Annotated in this window: 1 protein-coding gene; it reads left to right on the top strand. The window is 31.0% G+C overall.

The features are described 5' to 3' along the window. Positions 1–141 precede the first annotated feature (141 nt). Entirely contained in the window at positions 142–1,485 is a 1,344-nt protein-coding gene (locus KQI30_RS16675) for an MATE family efflux transporter (RefSeq protein ID WP_216464469.1), read from the top strand. Positions 1,486–1,920: the final 435 nt, after the last annotated feature.

Here is a 1,920-nt window from a genome sequence, read left to right as displayed (position 1 = left end):
TAGATTCAATTTTAACATAGAAATCAGGGGGTCGTTGTTTTTTTATGCAAAAAAACTTCTAAAACCTTGATATATAAAGATTTTTAAAGAAAGAAGTGTAAATAAATTTTACACTATCTACAACTTTTGGGGGATTAAATTATGAATGATACGAAAAACTTTTACAGAATGGTATTTGCATTAGTAATACCTATTGCATTACAAAATTTAATAAATGTTGCAGTAACCTCTGTAGATGTTATAATGCTTGGAAAACTAAGTGAAACTGTTCTTTCTGCTTCATCCTTAGCAGGACAAATCCAATACATTATGACATTGATTTTTTTTGGTATAACTTCTGGTGCTGCAGTACTAACAGCTCAATATTGGGGAAAAAAAGACATAGATACTATAGAAAAAGTGCTCGGAATTTCTCTTAGATTTTCACTTATTGTTTCTATAGCATTTACCATAATAACATTCTTCTTTCCACAAGCTCTTATGCATATTTTTTCATCAGAAAAAGAAGTTATTCTAGAAGGTGCTAAATATCTTAGAATTGTATGTTTCTCTTATATTTTTTCATCTATAACAATGATATATCTTAATATTATGAGAAGTGTTGAAAAGGTGAAAATAGCCACTTTTGTTTACTTTACATCTTTAATAATCAATACAATTTTTAATTACATCTTTATATTTGGTAAATTTGGCTTTCCTGCTCTAGGTATTAGAGGCGCCGCTTTAGCTACTACTATTGCCCGTATAACAGAACTGATAATTATTCTTATTTATGCTTATAAATACAATCATATTGTAAAATTTAAATTTAAATATATTTTCAAAACAGATAAATTACTATTTAATGACTTTTTAAAATTTTCTATTCCAGTAACTATAAATGAACTTATGTGGGGACTTGGAACATCAATGAATTCTGCCATAATTGGTCATCTTGGTAGCCAAGCTGCTGCAGCAAATTCTATAGCACAAGTTACTAGACAATTAGCTACCGTAGTGGCCTTTGGAATATCTACTGCCACTGCAATAATCCTTGGAAAAGCTATTGGAGAAAACAAACTCGAAGAAGCTAAATCTTATGGAAAAAGATTTGTAAAACTAAGTATTGCCACTGGCTTACTCGGTGCCCTAATAATTCTAATAGTTAGACCTATTGCAATGAATACCATGAATCTTTCCCCTATAGCGGAAGGTTACTTAAGTGCTATGATGTTCGTCATGTCCTACTTTGTTGTATGCCAATCTTACAATACCACTATGGTGGTAGGCGTTTTTAGAGCTGGCGGTGACACAAAATTTGGATTACTTATAGATGTTACCACAATGTGGGGATGTTCAATACTATTTGGAGCACTATCAGCATTTGTATTTAATCTAAATGTCACAATAGTATATATGATATTAATGTGTGATGAAGTAATAAAAATATTTTTAACTACCTATAGATTTAGATCATATATATGGCTTAAAAATATAACAAGATAAACTCAGTGCACAATTTCACAGTAAATGTAAAAGGAGGTGTCGCATTAACAAATAAAAAGTTGTTAGCGATACCTCCTTTTATTATGGCAGAAAACAGGGCACAGGTTAGATGACACAGGGCACAAGTAAGGTTAATTTTCCCTAAAAGGAAAATATTTTAGTCCTGCGGACGGCTAAAGTTACAATTGTATTTAATGCATAACCTGTGAACTGTGAACTGTGCACTCAATGTCGTCAAATTAAGGAATGTTTATAAATTCCATATAACTTTTTTATAATATCACTTTAAAGATATCAGAAAAAATGGTATACTAAATAAATCCGCGGTTAAACGGACTTGTTTCTAGTATTTGGATTTTACAATCTAAATACAGGATTTTTGGTTGTAATGGTGCGTTTTCCGAGGGTGTGTGTGTTTTCGCTCAATAGAACGAT

The sequence above is a fragment of the Clostridium bornimense genome, assembly GCF_018917145.1.
In the GTDB taxonomy this organism is placed as follows: Bacteria; Bacillota; Clostridia; order Clostridiales; family Clostridiaceae; genus Clostridium_AN; species Clostridium_AN bornimense_A.
This window is presented reverse-complemented; position numbering and strand designations above follow the sequence as displayed.